25 protein-coding genes are annotated in these 22,919 nt (G+C 49.9%); 22 read left to right on the forward strand and 3 right to left on the reverse strand.

Features of this window, described 5'->3' with window-relative positions; genetic code table 11:
* The first annotated feature begins 233 nt into the window (after window positions 1–233).
* The 9 genes from MJ768_RS02685 (at window position 234) to MJ768_RS02730 (ending at window position 10,336) form a co-directional block, all read left to right on the forward strand.
* Window positions 234–1,925: a diguanylate cyclase gene (locus tag MJ768_RS02685; protein WP_239287805.1), complete on the forward strand. Its 1,692-nt coding sequence runs from the start codon at window positions 234–236 to the stop codon at window positions 1,923–1,925.
* A 314-nt stretch (window positions 1,926–2,239) separates the two neighbouring features.
* Entirely contained in the window at window positions 2,240–4,390 is a 2,151-nt protein-coding gene (locus MJ768_RS15230) for a flagellin N-terminal helical domain-containing protein (protein WP_305855906.1), read from the forward strand.
* 66 nt (window positions 4,391–4,456) lie between these two features.
* On the forward strand, window positions 4,457–4,870 hold the full coding sequence (locus MJ768_RS02700; RefSeq protein WP_239287807.1) for a flagellar protein FlaG: 414 nt from the start codon (window positions 4,457–4,459) through the stop codon (window positions 4,868–4,870).
* 13 nt (window positions 4,871–4,883) lie between these two features.
* Window positions 4,884–6,875 (forward strand): flagellar filament capping protein FliD, encoded by a 1,992-nt coding sequence (gene fliD / locus MJ768_RS02705; RefSeq protein ID WP_239287809.1) that lies wholly within the window; start codon window positions 4,884–4,886, stop codon window positions 6,873–6,875.
* A 15-nt stretch (window positions 6,876–6,890) separates the two neighbouring features.
* The gene (gene fliS / locus MJ768_RS02710) at window positions 6,891–7,427 is read left to right on the forward strand and encodes a flagellar export chaperone FliS (protein ID WP_320415718.1); all 537 of its coding nucleotides are present in this window, start codon (window positions 6,891–6,893) and stop codon (window positions 7,425–7,427) included.
* A gap of 209 nt (window positions 7,428–7,636) precedes the next feature.
* Window positions 7,637–7,960, forward strand: a complete 324-nt coding sequence (locus MJ768_RS02715) for a flagellar protein FliT (protein WP_239287811.1) — start codon at window positions 7,637–7,639, stop codon at window positions 7,958–7,960.
* Window positions 7,961–8,037: 77 nt separating this feature from the next.
* Window positions 8,038–9,075, forward strand: a complete 1,038-nt coding sequence (fliK, locus tag MJ768_RS02720; RefSeq protein WP_239287813.1) for a flagellar hook-length control protein FliK — start codon at window positions 8,038–8,040, stop codon at window positions 9,073–9,075.
* On the forward strand, window positions 9,059–9,349 hold the full coding sequence (locus MJ768_RS02725; RefSeq protein WP_239287815.1) for an EscU/YscU/HrcU family type III secretion system export apparatus switch protein: 291 nt from the start codon (window positions 9,059–9,061) through the stop codon (window positions 9,347–9,349). Before fliK ends, MJ768_RS02725 begins: the two co-directional genes overlap by 17 nt.
* 222 nt (window positions 9,350–9,571) lie before the next feature.
* Window positions 9,572–10,336, forward strand: coding sequence for a flagellar brake protein (locus MJ768_RS02730; protein WP_239287817.1), 765 nt, complete (start codon window positions 9,572–9,574; stop codon window positions 10,334–10,336).
* A 206-nt stretch (window positions 10,337–10,542) separates the two neighbouring features.
* On the opposite strand, the gene fliE is transcribed toward MJ768_RS02730, so the two are convergent.
* The gene (gene fliE, locus MJ768_RS02735) at window positions 10,543–10,863 is read right to left on the reverse strand and encodes a flagellar hook-basal body complex protein FliE (RefSeq protein ID WP_445082960.1); all 321 of its coding nucleotides are present in this window, start codon (window positions 10,861–10,863) and stop codon (window positions 10,543–10,545) included.
* A gap of 264 nt (window positions 10,864–11,127) precedes the next feature.
* On the opposite strand from fliE, the gene fliF reads away from it, so the two are divergent.
* The 13 genes from fliF to fliR all read left to right on the forward strand — a co-directional run bounded on the left by fliF (window position 11,128) and on the right by fliR (window position 22,195).
* Window positions 11,128–12,762: a flagellar basal-body MS-ring/collar protein FliF gene (gene fliF, locus MJ768_RS02740; RefSeq protein WP_239287819.1), complete on the forward strand. Its 1,635-nt coding sequence runs from the start codon at window positions 11,128–11,130 to the stop codon at window positions 12,760–12,762.
* Complete coding sequence (gene fliG, locus MJ768_RS02745) at window positions 12,755–13,753, forward strand: flagellar motor switch protein FliG (protein ID WP_239287820.1); 999 nt, start codon at window positions 12,755–12,757, stop codon at window positions 13,751–13,753. Before fliF ends, fliG begins: the two co-directional genes overlap by 8 nt.
* The gene (locus MJ768_RS02750; protein ID WP_239287821.1) at window positions 13,746–14,366 is read left to right on the forward strand and encodes a flagellar assembly protein FliH; all 621 of its coding nucleotides are present in this window, start codon (window positions 13,746–13,748) and stop codon (window positions 14,364–14,366) included. The genes fliG and MJ768_RS02750 overlap by 8 nt, the downstream gene beginning before the upstream one ends.
* On the forward strand, window positions 14,363–15,805 hold the full coding sequence (gene fliI / locus MJ768_RS02755; RefSeq protein WP_445082961.1) for a flagellar protein export ATPase FliI: 1,443 nt from the start codon (window positions 14,363–14,365) through the stop codon (window positions 15,803–15,805). The genes MJ768_RS02750 and fliI overlap by 4 nt, the downstream gene beginning before the upstream one ends.
* 12 nt (window positions 15,806–15,817) lie before the next feature.
* On the forward strand, window positions 15,818–16,279 hold the full coding sequence (fliJ, locus tag MJ768_RS02760; RefSeq protein WP_239287822.1) for a flagellar export protein FliJ: 462 nt from the start codon (window positions 15,818–15,820) through the stop codon (window positions 16,277–16,279).
* A gap of 14 nt (window positions 16,280–16,293) precedes the next feature.
* Window positions 16,294–17,355: a flagellar hook-length control protein FliK gene (locus MJ768_RS02765; protein ID WP_239287823.1), complete on the forward strand. Its 1,062-nt coding sequence runs from the start codon at window positions 16,294–16,296 to the stop codon at window positions 17,353–17,355.
* 211 nt (window positions 17,356–17,566) lie between these two features.
* Window positions 17,567–18,253 carry a flagellar basal body-associated FliL family protein gene (locus MJ768_RS02770; RefSeq protein ID WP_239287824.1) on the forward strand — a complete coding sequence of 229 codons (687 nt, stop codon included), beginning with the start codon at window positions 17,567–17,569 and terminating at the stop codon, window positions 18,251–18,253.
* Between the two features lie 4 nt (window positions 18,254–18,257).
* Window positions 18,258–19,259, forward strand: a complete 1,002-nt coding sequence (gene fliM / locus MJ768_RS02775; protein WP_239287825.1) for a flagellar motor switch protein FliM — start codon at window positions 18,258–18,260, stop codon at window positions 19,257–19,259.
* Complete coding sequence (gene fliN, locus MJ768_RS02780) at window positions 19,249–19,710, forward strand: flagellar motor switch protein FliN (RefSeq protein WP_445082962.1); 462 nt, start codon at window positions 19,249–19,251, stop codon at window positions 19,708–19,710. The genes fliM and fliN overlap by 11 nt, the downstream gene beginning before the upstream one ends.
* Before the next feature lies 1 nt (window position 19,711).
* Window positions 19,712–20,194: a flagellar biosynthetic protein FliO gene (gene fliO / locus MJ768_RS02785; protein ID WP_239287826.1), complete on the forward strand. Its 483-nt coding sequence runs from the start codon at window positions 19,712–19,714 to the stop codon at window positions 20,192–20,194.
* Complete coding sequence (gene fliP / locus MJ768_RS02790; protein ID WP_239287827.1) at window positions 20,184–20,930, forward strand: flagellar type III secretion system pore protein FliP; 747 nt, start codon at window positions 20,184–20,186, stop codon at window positions 20,928–20,930. The genes fliO and fliP overlap by 11 nt, the downstream gene beginning before the upstream one ends.
* A 12-nt stretch (window positions 20,931–20,942) precedes the next feature.
* Entirely contained in the window at window positions 20,943–21,212 is a 270-nt protein-coding gene (gene fliQ, locus MJ768_RS02795) for a flagellar biosynthesis protein FliQ (protein ID WP_239287829.1), read from the forward strand.
* 194 nt (window positions 21,213–21,406) lie between these two features.
* Window positions 21,407–22,195 carry a flagellar biosynthetic protein FliR gene (gene fliR, locus MJ768_RS02800; protein ID WP_239287830.1) on the forward strand — a complete coding sequence of 263 codons (789 nt, stop codon included), beginning with the start codon at window positions 21,407–21,409 and terminating at the stop codon, window positions 22,193–22,195.
* On the opposite strand, the gene MJ768_RS02805 is transcribed toward fliR, so the two are convergent.
* Together MJ768_RS02805 and MJ768_RS15110 are read right to left on the reverse strand one after the other, a co-directional pair.
* A complete protein-coding gene (locus MJ768_RS02805; RefSeq protein WP_239287831.1) occupies window positions 22,178–22,522 on the reverse strand; it encodes a hypothetical protein in 345 nt (114 codons plus the stop codon). The two genes, fliR and MJ768_RS02805, sit on opposite strands and share 18 nt — an antisense overlap.
* Window positions 22,509–22,631 carry a hypothetical protein gene (locus MJ768_RS15110; protein WP_256449818.1) on the reverse strand — a complete coding sequence of 41 codons (123 nt, stop codon included), beginning with the start codon at window positions 22,629–22,631 and terminating at the stop codon, window positions 22,509–22,511. Before MJ768_RS15110 ends, MJ768_RS02805 begins: the two co-directional genes overlap by 14 nt.
* Between the last annotated feature and the right edge of the window lie 288 nt (window positions 22,632–22,919).

Below are 22,919 nucleotides of genomic sequence, written 5' to 3' on the forward strand. Positions count from 1 at the left end.
GCGAACTTGTAAAACAGTCAGGGTAAATAACAACGGAAAACAGCTTTTAATCATAGCTTAAATCACCCACTGCATAACCTACAATGGGCACCATCCGATGATAACCAACAGTGTTTTATGACGCTTTTCGATTTAAATTTTCACTCGCACGCTAACACAAACATTCTCCCGATTCCTCCAGAGAGAACTGTGAGAGAGAAATTTTTTCGTCTATTTAATTTTTAAATAAAATTATGATTAATGACATCACCTCTTCTGAAATCGCGAAAAAAACCCTGAGCACCTTGGCCGCACGCAAGATCGCTCCAACACCGGATAACTATGCGCGCCTGTATCAGGAAATTAGCGGCAAACCAGATGCCAATAGTGCGGACCAAATTTTGGCATTGGAGGCGCAACCTCTTCAGGAATCAACCGACGGCAAATTGAAACTAGCATGGCCGAACCTAATCCGTAACCTGCTCACACAACTGGAAACTTCGCATAAGGGCATCACTATTACGCGCAAAAAACAAGGCGTGGGAACCGTACTGAACAAATTCAACGATGACTCTAATATTTTATTCTCAAAATTGCAGGGGTTAATAGATTCTTGGGGAAATACAACTACGCCCAATCCTGATGAACCAATCCCGGCAAAACTGGAATCAGAAGCAGCGAAAAATATCATATCCCCTGCCTCAGTAAACATTACTGGCATTCCTGACATAGCCATTGATACCACAATAGATATTAAACTGGTAGAACAGCTGCGCGAGCAGCTGGCGCAAACTCTGGAAAGCACACTCAGCAAAGAACCTGAGCTGACAAGTGAAATTCAGACATTGGCGCAACAAGCACGCGCCATCAGCAATTATGGTCAGGCCACTAAGCTGAGTAAGCAACTGCGCCAATTCTGGGTCAAGCTGGAATTACGCAGCGGCGACAATTTTAACATCCAGGAAGGATTGATGCGCCTGTTACGCCTGTTGGTAGAAAACGTCGGCGAACTGGTAACCGAAGACAAGTGGCTGCACGACCAGATTCTTAACCTGCAAGAAATCATCGAGCATCCCATCAGTAAACACACAATCGCCAATGCAGAACGCAACCTGCGCAGCACGATCATCAAGCAAAGTTTGCTAAGACAAAACATGATCGATGCCAAGACCACTCTTAAAAGCCTGATGACCAGCTTCATCGATCGCCTGAGTGAAATGACCGACAGTACTGGTGCATATCACACTAAAATTGAAGCTTACAGCCTGAAAATCGGGCAGGCCGATAACCTCACTGAGTTAAGCCACATCCTGTCTGACATCATGCAAGATACGCGCATTATCCAGGCTAGCTCAATGCGCTCACACGAAGAGCTGGTCAGCACACGACAACAAGCGCACATTGCCGAAGAACGTGTCAAGCAACTGGAGCAAGAACTGGAACAAGTAAGCGAATTAGTACGCGAAGACCAACTTACTGGAGCACTCAACCGGCGCGGCCTCGATGATGTGCTGGATCGCGAAATAAAACGCGCTGACCGACAGCAGACGCCTGTCAGCATTGTGCTGCTCGACATTGATAACTTCAAGCAACTTAACGATACCTTGGGCCATCAGACCGGTGACCAGGCACTAGTGCATTTAATCCAGGTAATTAAAAATGCCCTGCGCCCGACCGATGAAGTAGCACGTTATGGCGGTGAAGAATTCCTGATTATCCTGATAGATACCAGCCTGGAAGAGGCAATGACGACCGTAATACGCCTGCAGCGCGAGCTCACCAAAAATCTTTTCCTGCATAACAATAATCGACAGCTGATAACCTTTAGCGCCGGGGTCGCGCTACATACTAGCGGCGAAGATCCTGAATCAACAATCGGGCGTGCAGACGGAGCCATGTACAAAGCCAAGCGGGCTGGTAAGAATCGTGTATTCGCGGCCGATTGACAAGGAAGTGTGATTCAGGTTGGCAGGCGTGTACTTATTATATGAAGTCCACCATCGAATAGTGCGTTCAGCCTTCCCACTAAGGCGGGAATCTGGCGTAATTTCATGCATCTGAATTACTCTATTCGCGGAAAGACCGAGGCCAATTGTTATAAAGCATTCTACGCATCATACAAAAAATCAAGTGGGCACTAAAGTTTTTTCCACTCATTCCGTTAACTGAACTAACTACGGTTGATTAGCCTGGTAAAACAAGGCAAACCAAAGTAAACGGCAATCACGCCGTAAAAAAAACCAGTTAAAGGAGAATTAATATGCCTGCAGTTATTAATACCAACGTTGCATCCCTGAATGCACAACGCAACTTGAACTCTTCACAAAGCGCATTGCAAACCTCTTTGCAACGTTTATCTTCTGGCCTGCGCATCAACAGCGCCAAAGACGATGCAGCTGGTATGGCGATTACTGAACGGATGACATCACAAATTCGCGGCCTCAATCAAGCTTCGCGTAATGCCAACGACGGCGTCTCTTTGGCACAAACCGCTGAAGGTGGATTGTCAGAGGTTGGCAACAACCTGCAACGTATCCGCGAACTGGCCATTCAATCTGCCAATTCGACTAATTCTGCATCTGACCGTACTTCGCTTAACGCTGAAGTTACACAATTACTTGCGGAAATACAGCGTGTAGCGACCACTTCCCAATTTAACGGTCAGAACATACTTGATGGCACGTTCACTGCAGCCCAGTTCCAGGTCGGCGCGAACGCCAATCAAACTATTACTGCCAGTACGGGAAATTCTCAAACGTCAGCGCTTGGCTCTTATCAGGTCGCCAGCAACAGTATTTCGGCGGTAAGCGGCACTGCACTCACAGCGGGTCAATTGACGCTCAACGGCATTGATGTGGGTAGCTCAACTTCAGGTTCAGCCGAAGCGATTTCTGCTGCCATCAACGGTGTAACTAACCAAACCGGCGTGTCCTCTTCAGCCTCCACTGTAGTAACCAGCTCTGTATCCAATCCTTTGCTACGCAACCAATCGCTGCAATCCGGCGACTTGGTCATTAATGGCGTGAGCATTGGTGCGGTTGCAGGCTCCAGCAACGTTGCGACACAAGGCAGCAACGTCGCTGCCGCAATCAATGCTGTATCGACCCAAACCGGCGTGACAGCAGCAGCCAACGGCGGTACTGGTGCGCTGACACTCACTTCCAACACCGGCAAAACTATTGACATTACCACCAATGCAGCCACAACGGCTGACGGTGCTACCCGGGTGGAAAATGCCACCGGGTTGGAATTAGCGAGTGTCGCGAAAACATTTGGCAACAGCGTCATCACCGTTGCCGCAGGTGCCCGCCAAGTAGTCACCCATACTTCAACTGCCACATCCACTGCCGCCGACACATTGACTGTGGCCGGTGTTACTTTCACCTATAGCGCGGGAGCCAACAGTGCTACCAACATTCAAATCAGCGGTGTAGCGAATACCCAAGGAGCCAATGTCAGAGCCGCACTTGCCTTGAACAGCACGGTAACGGACGCCTTCACTATTACTGGCGCGACAACAGACGCTATTCTGACGGCAAAAAGCAATGTGAAGTCGACTGCATATTCCGACGGCTTGGCTTCTGCAGCGGCAACCGCCAATGCGGGCGCATGGGCTCAAGGTACAGCAGGTGGAGGGGTTGCAATTGGCGACACCTTGAAAGTCGGTGGCCTTACTTACGAATTCACGCGGCACAATGCGACCGCTGTGGCTACCGCAGGCAACATCCAGGTAAAACTGGGTACTGGCGGCACTGCTAGCACCGATGACGATATTCTGACGGCCACCAACCTTGCTGCAGCCGTCTCCGCCCAGCAGGCTGCGGGCAATGGCACGGTGGGGTTCACCTCCAGAACCGCTGGTGCGGTTACCGTGACCAACACTTTGTACGGCACCGCTGGTGTCGTGGCAGCACCGACGGAACCGGTAACCCTCGGCACCGCTGGTGCAGTGGCCAGCGTTGATACGGCGGGCGTGAGTGGGGTCTATGCCAGCAGCAGCACCAAGGGAACATTGACACTTAACTCTGCCAACACGTTCAGCATTGGCGGAACATCTCCCGCTGCTGCGGGCTTGAGTGGAGCAAATGTTGGTCTGACTGCAATTAACACTGTGGATATTTCGACGCTTGCAGGTGCAAATAATGCGATTTCGCTGATTGACGGTGCGCTAAGTCAGGTCAGCACGATACGCGGCAGCATGGGTGCCTTGCAAAACCGCTTTTCAAGCGTGGTATCCAGTCTGTCTGCATCGTCAGAGAATCTCTCTTCTGCGCGCAGCCGGATTTTAGATGCGGATTTTGCGGCAGAGACTGCGCAACTGACCCGCAACCAGATCCTGCAACAAGCGGGTACGGCAATGCTGGCACAAGCCAATCAGTTGCCAAACAACGTATTGTCTCTGTTGAGATAATAAGTTAGGTGATTAATCCCGGCTGAAGAAATTCGGCCGGGCCTTTAACAGGAAAGGAGAGGCAAAATGCTTATCCAGAGTACTAGCAACATGGCTCAGGCTTCACCGTCTGGCAAAATTTCAAGCAACGGGCTCGCCAACGATGGCAAGCCTATTGTCGTTTCAGCCCCATCTTCTGATAGTGCAGTCAAGCTTGGCGTGTCACTTGAATTACCCCAGGTAGCAGCAGTGCAGATTGCCGAAGAACAAGCCTCTTCTTCTCAATTGCGAAATGCTGCAGACAACATCAACAAGGTACTGAAGCAGTCAAACAAGAATTTGGAGTTCAGTGTGGACACTGGCACTCAAAAGCCTATAGTCAAACTGATAGAGACAGACACCGGTGATTTGATTCGTCAATATCCCACGGAAGAAATGTTGGCTATTTCCAGCGCAATAGACCAGTTTCAGCAGGGCGTATTGCTGAAACAAAAGGCCTAAGGAGAGACAAATCATGGCAACCGCAGCCACATCAGCTACCTCGTCAACCAATCTGGACGTCAATAGCATTGTAAGTCAGTTGATGACGGTCGAGCGGCAACCAATTAACAAACTCAACGTCAAGGAAGCGGGCTACCAAACCAGGCTTTCCGCCTACGGCAGCATAAAAGGGGCAGTGGCCGGCTTTCAAACTGCAATGCAGAGTTTGAGCAGCGCGAGCAAGTTTACCAATCTCGATGCCATTCCTTCTGATGACACCATTTTGTCCGCTACTGCCAGTAGTATCGCGGTGGCGGGCACTTATTCTTTGGAAGTGACCAGCCTGGCCCAGGCGCAAAAACTTGTCGCCACTGGGCAAGCCAGTAGCTCTGCTGCCATCGGCGATGGTACTGCGACTACGGTCACTTTCGATTTTGGCACCATTAACGGCGGGACGCTGGATCCGGTAACCCAAAAATATACCGGTGTTACCTCGTTCGGCTCAAACGGCAATGGCACCAAGAGCATCACCATAGACAGCAGCAATAATTCTCTGCAAGGCATACGCGATGCCATCAACGCTGCCAAGATGGGAGTAACGGCGACCATCATCAACGATGGCGGCTCTGCACCTTACCGCCTTGCGCTGTCATCGGACAGCAATGGCGTGAGCAATAGCCTGAAAATTTCCGTAAGCGGCGATGCAAGCGTGAGTAACCTGCTGGCGCACGATCCTGCGGCTACGCAAAATCTGTCCGAGACTGTCACCGCAAAAAATGCCGACTTCAAGGTGAATGGCGTATCAGTCAGCAAGACCTCAAACTCTGTCTCCGATGTGATACAGGGAGTTACGCTCAATCTGAAAAAAATCACCACGTCACCGACAACTTTGACCGTAGCTCATGACAATGCCTCTGTAAGCAACTCGGTCTCGGGCTTTGTGAAAGCTTACAACGACCTTGCCAAAACATTAAAAGATATTTCTGCTTACAACCCTTCAACCAAACAAGCGGCGATTTTGCAGGGCGATAGCACCGTGCGTTCACTGCAATCGCAGTTGCGAAACGCGCTTGGATCACCAGTTGCGGGGGCTTCCGGCGCGCTGACTACGCTATCCCAGATAGGCATTTCTTTCCAAAAGGATGGCTCCCTCGGGCTGGACAACAACAAGCTCAATAGCGCAATAGCCAATAATGTCAGCGACATTGCCAGTTTATTTACCGCTGTCGGCAAGGGAACGGATAGTTTGGTCAGTTATAACTCCGTAACCAGCAACACCAAGGCCGGTAGCTATGCAGTAAATGTGGCCCAAATTGCCACTCAAGGCAATACCGTTGGAAATGCTGCGGCCAACACCACCATCACAAATGCAAATAAAGCACTGGACTTGACCGTCAATGGTGTCAGCACTTCAGTGACGTTGAATGTGGGAGTTTACACAGCTCAAACATTGGCTGCCGAATTGCAAGCCAAAATAAATGGTGCTGGCACATTTAGCAGTTCGGGTATTACGGTTGCGGTTACGCAAAGTAGCGGTGTGTTATCAGTAACCTCGTCCAGCTATGGCTCCACCTCCAGCGTTGCTGTCGGCGGGGCTGGTGTGAGTGACTTGCTCGGCGCGATTCCCACGCAAACCGCTGGAGTTGACGTTGCAGGATCCATCGGTGGGGCAATCGGCATCGGTTCCGGCCAGATATTGAGCGACTCGCAAGGTTTGAATATCACCATTAACGGCGGCGCATTAGGCAACCGTGGAAGCTTGAATTTTTCGAATGGCTATGCATTCTCACTCGACAAATGGGCAAGCTCAGTATTGACAACCGACGGCGCGCTCGCCAGTCGCACTGATGGAATTAACACCTCCATCAAGGACGTAGGCAGCCGCCGCACTGCAATGGAAACCCGTTTACTAGGCATCGAAAAGCGCTATCGCGCCCAATTTTCATCGCTGGATATGCTGCTGAGCAGCATGAATCAAACCAGCAATTATTTAACCCAACAACTTGCACAAATCGCCAAACTATAACTTGGGAGAATTACCATGAACACCACTACTGCAATCAAGGCCTACAATAAAGTTGATATCGAATCAGGCGTGAATGCCGCTGACCCGCACAAGCTCATTTTGATGCTATATCAAGGTGCATTACTGGCGATAATATCGGCCAAGAACCAAATTTTGCGCGAGGAAACCGCCGCAAAGGGCGCATCCATTTCCAAGGCCATCACGATTATTGACGAAGGGCTGAAAGCCTGCCTCGACAAGAACGCCGGTGGCGAGCTGGCGCTGAATCTCTCCTCCCTGTATGACTACATGAACCAGCGCCTGTTGATTGCCAATCTGAAAAGCGACACCGACATCCTGGACGAAGTAAGCCAATTGCTGGCCGAACTAAAAGGGGCGTGGGAAAGCATACGTTCGGTAGTCCCATCTACCTTGCCCACTACCCCCGCCATCGTCCGCCAACAGGCTATCCCTACTGTTAAGTCGCAAGTACTCATCGCCCAAACAACAATAACCACGCCGCTACAGTCAGCAATCGGCAGACATGCAATGTCAGCTTATGGAAGTGTATAAGTAGTGAACAAGTGCCTACTCGCTTACTTCCTCCCTCTTACATATTATGGAATGAAGATGAAAAAATGCTTGGAACCAAGCCACAGCTATCGAAACTCTACTCGATATGCTGAATAGCGACGCTTGATTGTACCTACAACATAAGACAAATCGAAACGGTCAGCGACACAGTACCGCGATCGACAAACCAAGATTAAAGGATGTAAACCATGGATCCAGTCATTGAAAATTATGAATTTCTTTCATCCATCACTGCCCAGATGCGCGTGGCCGCCACACACGGCCAGTGGGATCAGTTAGTGGAATTGGAAAAAGAGTGTAGCCGGCATGTAGAAATCATGAAAACTCAAGATGTAGGTATCCCTCCTGACGAGAACACACGATTGCGTAAAATGGAATTGATCCGTAAAATTCTTGCAGACGATGCTGAAATCCGTAACCATACTGAACCGTGGGTGGCTCAATTACAACGCATTATGCATAGCACGGGGCAAGAGCGCCGTTTGCAGCAAACCTACTCCAGCGAATATTAACAATTTAGAGTGCGCGCGAACATGACTGTACTTCAGGAACCTGGCGTAATGCTGCAGCACTCTGCATAACATGCCAAATGCACATGCTGCCTGTCAAACTCCTGAACACACTCAAGGTACTTGCATTAGCGCAAAAAACACTTCCTGCTGCTACAACTGACGCTACGCCCAAAACGGGGCAGCTTGAGCCGGGACAAAAAATTCAGGGCATTGTGCAAACCCAGGTATCCCCCGGTTTGTTCAATGTGCGTATTGGCGAGCAGCTTACCCAAATGCCACTTCCTGCTTTTATCCGCACTGGCGACACAATCAAGCTGCAAGTCATCGCCACGACTCCCCGCCTGACCTTCAGCATGTCCGCTTCGACCAACCCGTTATCCACAGATGAGCAATTAAGTTCGGTTGCACGACTGCTGTCTTCCCTGTCACAGCAACCGCGCGAAAAATCCGATATGCGCGCCATGCAAAGCACACCGCTATGGACAACGCCGCAGAACATGCAAAGCGTGCAATTGGCCGGACTGTTACACGAGGCTTTGGGTAACAGCGGTCTGTTCTACGAATCACACCAGGCTCAATGGCTGGAGGGTGCGCGTAGCACTTCACAACTTCTGCAAGAACCACAGAATTCCACAAGAGCAAATCCTTCAACAAACATGGAAGCATCATCTATACCAAGCGGCAATATTTCCCCTGCAAGTCAACTGGATACGGCAGCTTCAACGGAAGGAAAAATGCCAATTATTCCTGACCACCTGCAACCACTTGTACAGCAGCAAATCAATGCACTTGAAACACGGCAGGTGCTATGGCAAGGCAACATCTGGCCAAACCAGGCCATGCAATGGGAAATTCACGAACAAACTTCACAAACTCCTGCTACTGAAGACCAGCAGAAATGGACCACACAAATCCATCTTGATCTGCCCAATCTGGGCAGAGTCTCCGCCACGTTAAGTTTCAATAGTGCGGGCCTGAGCCTAACTCTGAATGCAAGTACCACGGCAACACGTACTGCACTAGGCAATGCCAGTTCGCAACTGGTCGCCACCATGTCCGACCGTGGAATTCCAATTGTCAGTACGCTAGTCACTCAACATGAACCCACCCAATAAACGCCAAATGGCTGTCGCACTAGCTTATCAAGGTCACGAATCAGCTCCTAGAGTTGTGGCACAGGGGCGGGGCTTGATCGCGCAGGCAATAATAAAACGCGCCAAAGAACACGGTGTGTTTGTGCATGAATCGGAGGATCTGGTGGGATTACTGATGCAGGTTGAGCTGGATCAGCACATTCCACCGCAGCTTTATTTAGCTGTGGCGGAACTACTAGCCTGGCTATACCGCTTGGAACATGGGGAAATTCCCGCCAATTTAAAACCTGATTGAAAATGTATATGTCCGTAAATCGAGAAACGTGGTGGTTCAGGTGATTCAAGTGGAACTGAATCAATACCTATTGCCGCGACTCTACCTTGGCCGTAGCAAAACTCTTCATTTGACTATTCTATTTGGAGCATAAAAAAACTACCGTTTATTTAAGCATTACCGAAAAAAACGTCCCTGTAGAATTAAGCGATGTGTTGATTTTGATTTTTAATTAGGTGCAGCATGGCCAAAGAAAAAGAAATTCCGTTAAAAATTGAGCTGCTTTCCGATGGTGAGGATAGTGAATTCCGCATACACTCGAATAAGGAAATTCAGTCCATCCTGCGCGGCATTGCGAGGGCAAGCTCGCTCGCGGCACTGTACTACGACGATGGAAATGATTTTATCCTAACCACGCTGCTTGGAGTAGACGAGCAAAATGTGTGGCTGGATGTAAGCCCCAGGGAGACAGACAATCGGCGCATTCTGCCGAGCCATAAATTAATCTTCGTCAGTTCGCACCTACAGGTGAAAGTGCAGTTCATAGCACACCGCATCGAGTACACTTCGTTCAAAAATAAAAAAGCATTTTGTTTGCCGATGCCCAATAGCCTGTTGCACTTACAGCGACGCGATTATTTCCGCTTGCTCGTCCCCGTAAAAAAACCTCTCACTTGTGTCATTCCAGCCAAGCCGGGCGCGCCAATTCTCAAGAACTGTCCAACCATCATGGATATAAGTGGCGGAGGCTTGGCATTGGAATGCCAAGAGCACGACACCGAATTTCGGCCGGGGAAGGTTTATTCAGTCTGCAATATTCATCTGCCGAATATTGGCATGCTGACTACTACGATTCTAGTAAAAAATATTTTTATAATTACCATGCACAATGGCGAGATCAGGAAACGTGCAGGCTGCGAATTCATCCACTTGAATGGCACGATGGCCATCCTGCTACAACGCTATCTTACCCAACTGCAAAGCGAAAATCTGACACAGCGGCTATAAATAGCGCGTACTTTCATGAACCATTTTCATGCAGCTTCGTTGCTTAGAAAACTGAACAATAATAAATTTCTGAGTTACCAAGTTGCTGCAAGATATACCCTCGCACCAAAATTGCATGATGGAATTTTACTGGATGGCCGCATATCGCTCTTACAAATACTCAAGCTGCACCGATCAGATCAAACTCATGCTGCGCTCTTTAAGTGCTACACCTGCATGTTCATAATATCGTTATAGGCAGCGATCACCTTGTTGCGAACCTGCACAGTAGCCTGGAAGGAAATGTTCGCCTTTTGCATATCTATCATTACGTCGCTCAAGCTAACCTTATCATTACCCAGTACAAATTCCTTTTGCATGGTTTCGGCGTGGTTCTGCGCCTGAGCTACACCATCCAGTGAAGATTTCAGCACACTGGCGAAATCTGTCGTTGTAATCGCGGCGGCTTTCGGTGCAGCCCCGCCTTGCGCGACGGCCATTGCAGCGCGCATTTCAGACAGCAAACTATCCACTCCAGAGACATTCATGATTCACCTCTACTATTTGAACATGCACCTTATCACCCACTCTCAAAATTTTAGCGCCAGAAAAGCAGGAGGATCTTCCCGCTTTTCACAGTACCGCGTCTGAAGCGTCTGGTGATAATGCATGGCATGCGTGTTACTAAATTAATAATTCAAATATTTACAGCGAGCACTTGCACACCACTTTGTTACCTTAAGTGCTTGCACAACTAATGATATTTCACCTTTTGTTCCATAATCGATTAAGCAAAAAATTCGGCGAATAAAATGGCAGAGCAAAATCTAACCCCTACGTTGATGCAATCGCTGGCAGGGTTCAACAGCAAGCAAAGCATAGGTCTATTGGTCGCCGCTGCGGCCATGGCCGCGCTGCTCTTCGGCATGTGGATGTGGGGTAAAACTCCTGATTACCGCGTGTTGTATGGCAATCTTTCCGATCGCGATGGCGGGGCTATCATCGAATCGCTGCAACAAATGAACGTGCCTTATAAATTCGCTGAAGGCGGCGGTGCCCTGCTGGTCCCCGCCGACCAGGTGCATGAGGTGCGCCTGCGCATGGCTTCACAGGGCCTGCCCAAAGGTAGCTTGGTCGGGTTCGAATTGATGGAAAATCAAAAGTTCGGCACCAGCCAATTTCTCGAACAGATGAATTACCAACGTGCTTTGGAAGGTGAATTAGCGCGGTCGGTACAAACGCTGGCTTCGGTGCAAAGCGCACGCGTGCATCTGGCCATACCCAAGCCGACGGTATTTGTGAAAGAGCAGCAGCAACCGGGCGCCTCCGTGGTGTTGACACTGCATCCTGGCCGCACTTTGGATGGCAGCCAGATAAGCGGCATCGTGCACCTGATTTCCAGCAGCGTACCAAATATGCCCGCCAAAAATGTTACCGTGGTAGACCAAAGCGGCGCGTTGCTAAGCTCTGCCAAAGAGGGCAGTAATGGGCAGATGGACGCTACTCAAATAAGTTACGTGCGGCAAATTGAACAGGCCTATATCAATCGTATTGAAGCCATCATCGCGCCATTGATCGGCGCTAACAATGTACGAGCGCAAGTTACGGCAGACGTCGATTTCGCGCAAACCGAGCAGACTGCCGAAAGTTACAAACCCAACCAAGATCCAAAAGAATCCACTTTGCGCAGTCAGCAAACCATGGCTTCGACGAATGCCGGCGGCCAAAATGCGTCTGGAGTACCAGGTGCGTTATCGAATCAGCCGCCAGTCCCTGCCACCGCACCCATCGTCGCCCCGTCCAGCGCAGTGGCAGTTGCAACTGGTGGTGTGACGAGCTCTCTCAAGGAGTCCACCGTCAATTATGAAGTGGATCGCACCATCCGCCACACAAAATTGCCTGTAGGCAGCATTAAGCGCTTGTCAGTTGCAGTGGTACTAAACAATCGCACCGTTACCGACAAAAATGGAAAGAAAAGCTCCAAACCGCTTAACGATAGCGAGAAGGAGCAAATCACCGCACTGGTGAAAGACGCCATGGGCTTCAACGTCAGCCGCGGTGACAGTCTGAACGTTCTGAACAGCGCCTTCAATGTTGAAAAAGAAACTATAACTCCAGAAGAACCCTTCTGGAAACAGCCAGAAATGATCGCGTTGGCGAAGGACTTACTGAAATATCTATTGATCGCAGGCATTGGGCTGTACCTGCTGTTCGGTGTCATTCGCCCAGCTTTTAGAAATTTTTCCGCCACGTCTGCAGCAGCAGTGGCGAGCAAAACTAATAATGTCCCGCAAGCTGCGGCTCAGGAACGTAGCGCAGCGCAATACGCAGTACAGCAGGCAAATAACTCCTATGAAAATAATTTAGAGATCGCAAAAAAAATAGCGGGACAAGATCCAAAGATCGTGGCATCAGTAGTTCAGGAATGGGTGAATAGTAATGAGTGATGCAGGAATTACTAAAAGCGCGATTCTGCTGATGACACTCGGCGAGAGCGAGGCAGCAGAGGTGCTTAAATATCTCGAACCCAGGGAAGTGCAGAAGATCAGTTCAGCGATGATATCGCTCAAGAACCTGACACGCGAACAGGTTAGCAATGTTTTCGATGAATTTCACGAGATTGCCTCACAAAAAACAACCATCGGCATGGACGCCAGCGATTATATCCGCAGCATGCTGACCAAGGCGCTGGGCGACGACAAGGCGGCCGGCTTGCTCGATCGCATCTTGCACAATAGCGACACTAGCGGTATTGAAAGTCTGAAGTGGATGGATCCGGCATCGGTCGCCGAACTGGTCTGCAATGAACACCCGCAGATCATAGCCGCCATCCTCGTGCATCTCGAACCGGATATGGCTGCCAGCATCCTGGGTTTATTGACCGAACGTACGCGCAGCGACGTACTATTGCGCATTGCCACACTGGATGGGGTACAGCCCACCGCATTACGTGAACTGAACGATGTATTAACCAAGCTGTTGACTGGCAACGCGGTCAACAAGAAGCGCATCAAGGGCGGCGTTCGCACCGCAGCTAAAATCCTCAACTTCATGGGCAGCGTGCAGGAAGGTGTCGTCATTGAAATTGTCCGCAGTCATGACGCCGACTTGGCGCAAAAAATTCTTGATGAAATGTTCGTCTTTGAAAACCTGCTGGAAGTGGATGACCGCGGTATTCAGCTCATTCTGCGTGAGGTCCAGTCCGAATCTTTAATTGTTGCACTTAAAGGCGCGAGCGAAGAACTACGTGAAAAAATATTCAAAAATATGTCCCAACGTGCTGGCGAAATGCTGCGCGAAGATTTGAGTGGAAAAGGTCCAGTCAAGGTCAGTGAAGTAGAAGCGGAACAAAAAGAAATCCTCAGGATAGTACACCGCCTTGCGGACGAAGGGCAGATCGCTCTAGGTGGAAAAGGGGGAGAAGAATCCTATGTCTGACGCTGTCACCCCCAAGGAACAACTCACCGCCTATCAGCGCTGGGAGCTGCCCGCCTTCGATATGGTTAAGAAGGCGGGTACAACGCCCACGATCGACTTGCCCACTGCAGCCCAGCTTGAACATATCCATATACAGGCGCATGAAGAAGGCTATCAGGCTGGTTATGCCGAGGGCAAAAAACAGGCCGGCACTGAAGCGCAGCGCATGGCAAAGATGCTGGAATCACTGAACAAAGAATTGCAGCAAGTGGATCAGCAGATCGCACAGGACTTGCTGAACCTGGCATTAGAAATTGCTAAACAGATGCTTCAACAAGCACTCAAAATCAAGCCCGAGCTGCTGCTAAGCGTGGTACGCGCAGCTATTAATGAACTGCCGTATTTCAATCAAAATGCCCATCTTGTATTGCATTCTGACGATGCAAAACTACTGCGCACAAGCATGGGTGAGCAGCTGCACCATACCGGTTGGAAAATTTTCGAGGATAACCAAATTGAACGCGGGGGTTGCCGTGTGGAAACAGCACATAGCCAGATTGACGCTACTTTGCCCAAACGCTGGCAACGAGTCGTCGCCTCTATCGGACAAGACAACGCATGGCTGGAATCATGACCTCCCCTACCCAAATCCCCTCAGCCATTCTGGCTCCCATGGGCGACCATGCCCAGCATTGGCAAGCCTGCCTGCAAGACAACCAGGAATTAATCGCACAGAGCAAACTTTTGTTAATCAGTGGCCGCTTGACCAAGGTCACCGGGCTAGTAATGGAAGCCGTCGGTTTGAAGATGGCGGTTGGCAGCACTTGTGTTATCGAATTACCCAACAATCGAGTCGAAGCGGAAGTTGTCGGATTCTCTGGGGAAAAAATATTTCTCATGCCGGAAAACGATGTGCATGGCCTGATACCCGGCGCGCGGGTAGTGCCGCTAGAACCGGTGAGTACACCACTGCTGGGAAGTAAACAGCGTACATTCCGGCGGCGTGCGACTGATCACACACGCCACCTGCCGGTAGGTGACAAGTTGCTGGGCCGAGTGCTGGATGGAGCTGGTCGTCCACTGGATCAGTTCGGGCCGCTAGTGGCAGCAACAACCGCACCCTCGCAAAGCCGTCCCATCAATCCACTGAACCGCGCACCGATCAAGGACGTGCTGGATGTTGGCGTGCGAGCTATTAATAATCTGCTCACTGTCGGACGCGGCCAACGCATGGGACTCTTCGCTGGCAGTGGAGTAGGGAAAAGCGTGTTGCTCGGCATGATGGCAAGGTACACCAGCGCCGATGTAATCGTGGTGGGATTAATCGGCGAGCGCGGGCGCGAGGTGAAGGAATTCATTACTAATATTCTGGGGCCAGAAGGCATGGCGCGTTCAGTTGTAGTCGCAGCCCCCGCCGACACCAGCCCACTGATGCGCTTGCAAGGTGCCGCCTATGCCACAACGATCGCCGAATATTTTCGTGGTCAGGGCAAGCATGTATTGCTGATTATGGATTCGCTCACCCGTTATGCCATGGCGCAGCGTGAAATTGCACTGGCGATTGGCGAACCGCCCGCCACCAAGGGCTACCCGCCGTCGGTATTCGCCAAGCTGCCTCAGTTGGTGGAGCGTGCCGGTAACGGCACGGAAGGTGGCGGCTCAATCACCGCGTTTTATACTGTACTAACTGAAGGCGACGACCAACAAGACCCCATCGCTGATAGCGCACGTGCCATTTTGGATGGCCACATCGTGTTGTCGCGCCGCTTGGCTGAACAAGGTCATTATCCGGCCATAGACATCGAGGCCTCCATTAGCCGCGCTATGAGCAGCCTTGTTTCAGAACAGCACTTCACACTGGTACACCGCTTCAAACACTTGTATGCACATTACCAACGCAACCACGATTTAATCAGTGTTGGCGCATATGTCAGCGGCAGCGATCCGCTATTGGACGAAGGGCTTGCACTCTATCCATATATGGAAAGTTTCCTCAAGCAAGGCATGTTCGAGCGTGAATCCTACTCAAGTGGCGTCACCGCCTTTAGCCATCTATTTGAGAATTTACACTGAGGCAGCTAAATCATGGCCAAAATATTTTCCATGCAACCATTAGTACATTTAGCACATCAGAAAAATGATGATGCCACCCGAAAATTCGGCCAGCTAATCCAGCAACAGCAGGCCGCACAAACCAAGCTGCATACCTTGGAACAATATCGCGAAGACTACCAGACGCGCTTGCAGCAAGCAGTAAGAAACGGCATTGATCAAACTAGCTTGCGCAATTTTCAAGATTTCATCCGCCGTCTGGACGAAGCAGTTGCACAACAACTAAATGCCATTGAACAAATGCACCACTTGATGCAAGCTGGTCGCAACGAACTGGCAAATACGCAGCGCAACATGAAATCCTTCGATACGCTGGCACAGCGTCATCTAGAAAGCGAAAAGAAACTGGAAGACAAATTAGAACAGCGACAACAGGACGAACACACAGGACGCCACTCTGCACTCAAGGCAAGGGCCGCACAAGACGAAATCTAACCTCAGGAGACATCATGCAAAACACAGTCATCCCAGTGACCTCACCTGCCGTGTCGGCATATACGCCCACAGTAGTGGACAACAGCACAGCGCAGACAGAGCTTTTCGGCAACGTGCTGGCGCGTCAACTCGCTGATAGTGTCCAGCTTGGCGAAACCAATACTTCCGACACCGGCCTGCCTATAACTGCCGCCACAGATAACATTCTTACCTTAACTGTCAGCAATGAGCAGCCTATCGAACTGCAAGTACCCACACCGGATAGTGTCAGCGCATTACCCAGCGATATGCTGGCAGCATTGTTGCCGCCTAACATTGCCACGCAAATATCAATGAGCCGCACGCAGCCTACTCAACCAGAAGCTGACTCACACAATCGAGCACAATCTATCACTACAAGTAAAGTGTCCTTGGGGTACGATGCGCCCGCCATTGCAAAAGCGTCCTTGGAGTACGACACCCCTGCCACTGCACTGGAAATCTTGAATACCGGTCATAGCAGCAAAAGCATGACATTATTGGAAGATTCAAAACTCACACCTGAATCCTCCACGCAGCTCAACGCGCCACCGTCTAATGCAACGGCTCTCGTTGCGTTACAAGCCCAAGTGTTAAGTGCCGCGAATCTGCATTCACCGATATCACTTTCCATAGACATGCCAGTGACAAATAACGCATGGGCTGATGATTTTAGCCAGAAAATCACTTGGGTGGCTACTCAGCACGGACAAAGTGCAGAGCTGCACCTGAATCCGCCGCAACTCGGCCCGCTTGATGTATTAATAAAAGTTAACGGTGACCAAGCTACTGCGCTCTTCACTTCACCGCATGCCGTTGTACGCGATGCGATTGAACAGGCACTGCCTAAGCTTCGTGAAATGCTGGCCGATAACGGAATTATGCTGGGGAATGCCACAGTAAGCGACCAATCTCCCAGAGAACAACAAACTAAACAGACTGACCAGCAGCAAAAGAGGGAAGGCTGGCAAGCAAAAATGGATCAAGCTATCGTCATCGGCGGCACCCAAGTCAGGTCCGGGCGTCACCATCAGGGATTAGTGGATACGTTTGCCTGATGGACATCGCAATAAATACAGTAATTATGCCAGTCCAAATTTTGGGAAGTTAGAAATAGTTACGGTATTGCCCCTCTCAACAGAAAAGATAACCGCGCTACCAAACCAGATCATTACTAAATGTCAAGTTGGGGGTGATTCTCTGCCTTATTCCATTAATCACACCGATTAAATTTCTCTGATAATTCAACTCAGAAAATAAGGAGCAGCAATGGCAAAACCAATAGAAAAAAAAGAAGAGTCGGATCCCGTGCCAACTGAAGTCAAGTCAAAATTTAAAAACAAAAAAATGTTGCTAATCATTATGAGTAGCGTCTTGATTTTAGGGATTGCAGGCGGCGCAGGATGGTATTTTACCAAGGGCGAAAATCACAATGGCAAAAGCGCCAAAAAGATTTCAAAATTATCCGAACAGCCAAAATTTATTGCATTGGAGCCTTTTACGGTTAACCTGCAACGCGAGACAGCTGACCAATTTTTACAAATCGGCATCACACTAAAAATCGTTCAGCCAGAGCTGGAAGAAAAAATTAAGCAAAATCTGCCTGAAATTCGCAGCCGCCTGTTGGTATTGCTGTCCGGTAAATACCCTTCAGAACTGACTGCGTCCAAAGGCAAAAAAAAGCTCGTCAATGAAATTATTGCTGAAACCGAGATCGTGCTTGGCCTGCGCACTGCACCCACCCTCCTCAATTCGATTGCTGATGCAAGTGCCAAATCCGGTGTTGTATCCAGCGTGGAAGCAGCTAGTTCAGTGAAAGCAGCTAGTTCAGTAGACGCCACAAGTTCCGAAGAATCATCCGTGACATCAGATTCAACAGAGGAATCCGCCAAGCCCAACGGCGAAAAGGAGAGCAGCATCGTGGACGTTCTGTTTACCTCTTTTATCATCCAGTAAGATTATGAGCGATTTTCTCTCTCAGGACGAAGTTGACTCGCTGCTCAAAGGAGTAACCGGGGAGCCGGATGAGGTAGCTGCGCCAATCGAACCAGCAGGCACTGTGCGCTCATATAACATGGGTACGCAGGAACGTATCGTGCGTGGGCGCATGCCCACGATGGAAATCCTCAATGAACGTTTTGCGCGTCTGTTCAGAATTACTTTATTCAACTTGATTAGGCGCACTGCGGAAATTTCAGTGGGACCCATACGCGTGCAGAAATTCAGTGAATTCCTTCGCAATCTGCCTATACCTGCCAACATCAACATCGTGCAAGCCAAACCTTTACGTGGCAATGCTCTGTTTATCTTCGATCCCAACCTGGTTTTTTTGGTAGTCGACAACATGTTTGGTGGTGATGGGCGCTTTCACACCCGGGTCGAGGGACGCGAATTCACCCAGACCGAGCAGCGCATCATCCAGCAACTACTGGCTGCCGTATTCGAGTCTTATAACAAAGCTTGGCAAGCGGTATATGCGTTGAAATTTGAGTTTGTACGTTCGGAATTGAACCCTCAGTTCGCCAATATTGCCACGCCGAACGAAGTAGTTGTAACCACCACTTTCGACATTGAATTCGGCGGCGTAGGCGGTGCATTTCATGTGTTATTACCCTATTCCATGATAGAGCCAATCCGCGAGCTGCTCTATAGCACCATGCAGGGCGACCATATGGTTGTAGACAAGCGCTGGCTGCGCACGCTGTCCAAACAGATCCAGTCCGCAGAAATTGAATTGACTGCAGTTCTCGGTCACGCTCAAATTAAATTTGAACAGGTACTGGGAATGCGCAACGGCGATTTTATCCCGTTAGAAATTGCAGACAGCATCACGGCGCTAGTGGATGAAGTGCCCGTAATGAAATGCAAGTACGGCATTTTCAACAACCAGTATGCCCTTAAAGTGGAAAAAATATTGGGCAACACAAGTGGCGATTTGGCTAATGGAGACGATGATGACTGACGAAAATACAGATGAAATTAGCGCCGATGACTGGGGTGCAGCAATGGCTGAACAGGCTACCAGCACACCATCCCAAGCCGATGACTGGGGTGCAGCAATGGCTGAACAGGCTACCAGCACGCCATCCCAACCTGCTGCTCAACCGCATGCATTCGCGCAATTCGCCAGCGCGACTGGCACAGCCGTGCACAACGATCTCGATATGATCATGGACATCCCGGTTCAACTAACGGTTGAGCTTGGCCGCACCAAGATGCCCATCAAAAATCTGCTACAACTGGCGCAAGGATCAGTTGTGGAACTGACCGGCCAGGCAGGAGAACCGCTCGATGTAATGATCAACGGCTTTCTGATCGCGCAAGGCGAAGTTGTCGTAGTGAACGAAAAGATCGGTATCCGCCTCACCGACGTTATCACCCCATCTGAGCGTTTACGCCGCCTCAGCCGTTGAAATGAAAATTTCCGGCAACTGGTTTACCAAACCAAATTTCATCTGCGCGCGTCTCTGCCTCATTGCCAGCTTATACACGCCACTGCTCGCAACAGCGCAAAATACACGCCCTGCATACACCCCTCCACCACCTGCAGCAATGTCATCCGGAAGCATACTGCAGGTCATTTTCAGCTTACTACTGGTATTGGCAGCAGTAGTACTAGTTGCATGGATATTAAAACGCATCAATCTGCCTCAACATGCCGCAGGTAACCTGCTTAAAGTGCAAGCTACAGTGGCGGTAGGCCAACGTGAACGCATCGTGCTGGTGGAAATCAATGACACCTGGCTAGTGGTAGGCGTTGCTCCCGGACAGGTACGCGCCTTGCACAGCATGCCCAAAGCCGAGTTACGCGAAACACAAATGAGTATGACTACAAGTACAAATGGAAAATTCCAGGATTGGCTGAAACATATGATGGAAAAGCGTAATGCGCCGTAGTTCGTTTCTAGTGGCAACTCTGCTACTTGGCCTGATCCCCGCAGCATTTGCGGCCGATCCTGGCCTACCTGCTTTTACAAGCACCGCCACAGCAGGTGGTGGGCAGACCTACTCGCTTAGCTTGCAAACTCTACTTCTGCTCACCTCGTTAAGTTTTTTACCGGCCGTAATGCTGCTGATGACCAGTTTCACCCGCATTATTATCGTACTGTCGCTGTTACGCTCCGCTCTCGGCACGCCCTCCTCTCCGCCCAATCAGGTACTGGTCGGACTAGCCTTGTTTCTCACTTTCTTCGTTATGTCGCCGGTGCTGGATAAAATTTATACTGACGCCTACCTGCCATTCAGCGAGAACAAACTTACGCTGGCACAAGCATTCGATACCGGCAGCGTACCGCTCAAGGCATTTATGCTGCGACAAACGCGTGAAAAGGATCTTGCCCTTTTCGTTCAAATTTCCAATAGCGAGCCACTGCAAAGCGCGGACCAGGTACCCCTAAAAATCCTGGTGCCAGCCTATGTCATCAGCGAACTAAAAACCGCCTTCCAGATTGGTTTCGTAATATTTATCCCATTCCTTATCATCGACATGGTGGTGGCCAGCATTCTGATGTCTATGGGTATGATGATGGTATCGCCAGCGATGATTTCATTGCCATTCAAGATCATGCTATTCGTGCTGGCAGATGGCTGGAATCTGCTGATCGGGTCGCTAGTGCATAGTTTTTATACCTGAGGCCAAACAACGATGACCCCCGAAAGCGTAATGACACTTGGTCGCCAAGCACTGGAGCTGACCCTGATGGTATCGGCCCCGGTACTACTGACGGCTCTAATCATCGGGCTGCTGATCAGCATTTTCCAGGCCGCTACCCAAATCAATGAAATGACCCTGTCATTTATTCCAAAACTGATCGGCATGTTCGGTGTGCTAATCATCACCGGCCCGTGGATGGTGGGCATGATGTTGGATTATATCCAGCGCCTGTTCAGCAGCATTCCCTGGTTGGTTGGGTAATGAAGTTCTAGACAAACGCACAACGCCATGATCCCGTCATTATTCCAATTCCGGCTTGAAATCATTATGTCTTTCACCTCTTCTTCCTACGGCAAGATGGTCAGTCTGGGCCCATCCTCTCTCCTAAAGCGGGGAGAGATGACGCTCTGCATTTATTGATTTTAAATTACGATTTCATCAGTTAAATAATCTCAATGATAACCGTCACCAGCGCCCAGTTATCATCGTGGCTCGCACTGTTTGTCTTTCCGTTTGTGCGCATCCTAGCCATGATCGCCAGTGCACCAATACTGGGCAACAAGCAAACTCCGGTGCGCATCAAGATCGGCTTGTCCGTACTATTAACCATAATTATTGCGCCTACCTTGACCGTGCAGCCCAATATTGACCCAGCTTCAGCTATTGGATTTTTAGTTATTATTCAACAACTTTTAGCCGGTATTGCAATAGGTTTCACCATGCGCTTGATTTTTACCGCAATAGAAATGGCCGGGGATATTATCGGGATTCAAATGGGGCTAGGTTTCGCTATTTTCTATGACCCGCAGAACTCGTCCTACACGCCAGTGATAGCGCAATTATTAGGCATCCTCGCCGCACTCGTTTTTCTCAGCATGAATGGACATCTCATAATGCTGGAAGCGCTAGCAGACAGCTTCCGCGCCTTTCCCGTTAATAGCACAATCCCTGCGGCAATTGCGCTGCATACTCTGGCCTCATGGGGCGGTAGCATTTTCTCTAACGCACTACAACTGAGCATGCCAGTGATCGGAGCGCTGTTAATTTCCAATTTGGCACTTGGCATCCTAACGCGTAGCGCCCCACAACTTAATATCTTCGCGGTCGGCTTCCCGGTTACTTTGGCAATCGGTTTTGCAACGGTGATGCTGCTACTGCCTCACATCATTCCGCTACTGGAAAACATCATTCACTCCAGCTTGGGCACTGTGCTGCGCGTCATGCAACTATTTGGCAAATCGTAAGAAACTCAAGGCCGGGTAATTACATGTTTGTGCAGACTGAATATTGACCCAGAGCCGGTCCCAGAGCCGGTCGCTGTTTTTTGAACCAACAACTGTGGATAAAGCGATCACGCTGTTCGACGGATGCAACGAGTAATCATGGTGCAAAAGGGTAAAGCCAGCTCCATTCAGCACACTGAAGGTAGCATAATCAGGCTGCGTTGATGCATAGTGACATCTTTTGACCGTAACGCTCAATTGCCTGCAACGCAACAGGCAATTGACCAACCAGAACCCCGCTTGTAATTGATGCGCGGTAATAACGGCCATGTTCTTAGCCAAGGTCATTATTCTTGCCGGCCGCCTCGGCAAGGTACGCCACGAGCCGTTCTAGCGATGCCATCACTGTATCCACACTCTCCGGATTTACAAGTCGCACCGAATTATCAATCACCATTCAAGTGGTCGCCAGCTCGCACGCACCTACAACCAGTCTCACGCCCATCATGTGATGTGCAATGCGCACAGACGCTAAACGGTCCTGCATTTCCAGCGCAGCTTCCAGGTCGGCCAGATCGGAGCTGGTTTGCCGGGGACGGTGGGCTTAATTAGTTGAGCCCTAAAGTGTTTCTGCTATTTGTCGTAATATCCAAGTGTAATTATGACATTGAGCCCGCAAACTGCTGTAAAAAAGCTGGTGGAAGTGGTTCTCAACCAGATATTTAGAGGCACACGTTTTTTCGCC

The sequence above is a fragment of the Candidatus Nitrotoga sp. 1052 genome, from assembly GCF_927312905.1.
Lineage (GTDB): Bacteria > Pseudomonadota > Gammaproteobacteria > Burkholderiales > Gallionellaceae > Nitrotoga.